Source organism: Phosphitispora fastidiosa (genome assembly GCF_019008365.1).
In the GTDB taxonomy this organism is placed as follows: Bacteria; Bacillota; Thermincolia; order Thermincolales; family UBA2595; genus Phosphitispora; species Phosphitispora fastidiosa.
Window position 1 is genome coordinate 1 of record NZ_JAHHUL010000160.1, and the last position, 259, is coordinate 259.

At 58.7% G+C, this 259-nt stretch carries 1 protein-coding gene; it reads left to right on the top strand.

Annotated elements, in window-relative coordinates; translation table 11 throughout:
• A partial coding sequence (locus Ga0451573_RS19340) for a PAS domain S-box protein (RefSeq protein WP_231685823.1) occupies positions 1-259 on the top strand: 259 nt, incomplete at both ends.

Here is a 259-nt window from a genome sequence, read left to right on the forward strand (position 1 = left end):
GCAATATCGTCCTGGTGAATTCGCAAGCCGAGAGGCTCTTCGGCTACCGGCGTTCCGAACTGCTGGGAGAGACATTAGAGAGGTTGATACCCGAGCGCTTCCGGGAAAGCCATCCGGAACGCCGCGCCAGTTATTTCACGAATCCCACCGTTCGGCCGATGGGCGGAGGAATCGATCTGTTCGCGCTGCGGAAAGATGGGTCCGAGGTTGCCGTTGAAGTGAACCTGGCTCCGCTTGAAACCCAGGAAGGCCAACTGGT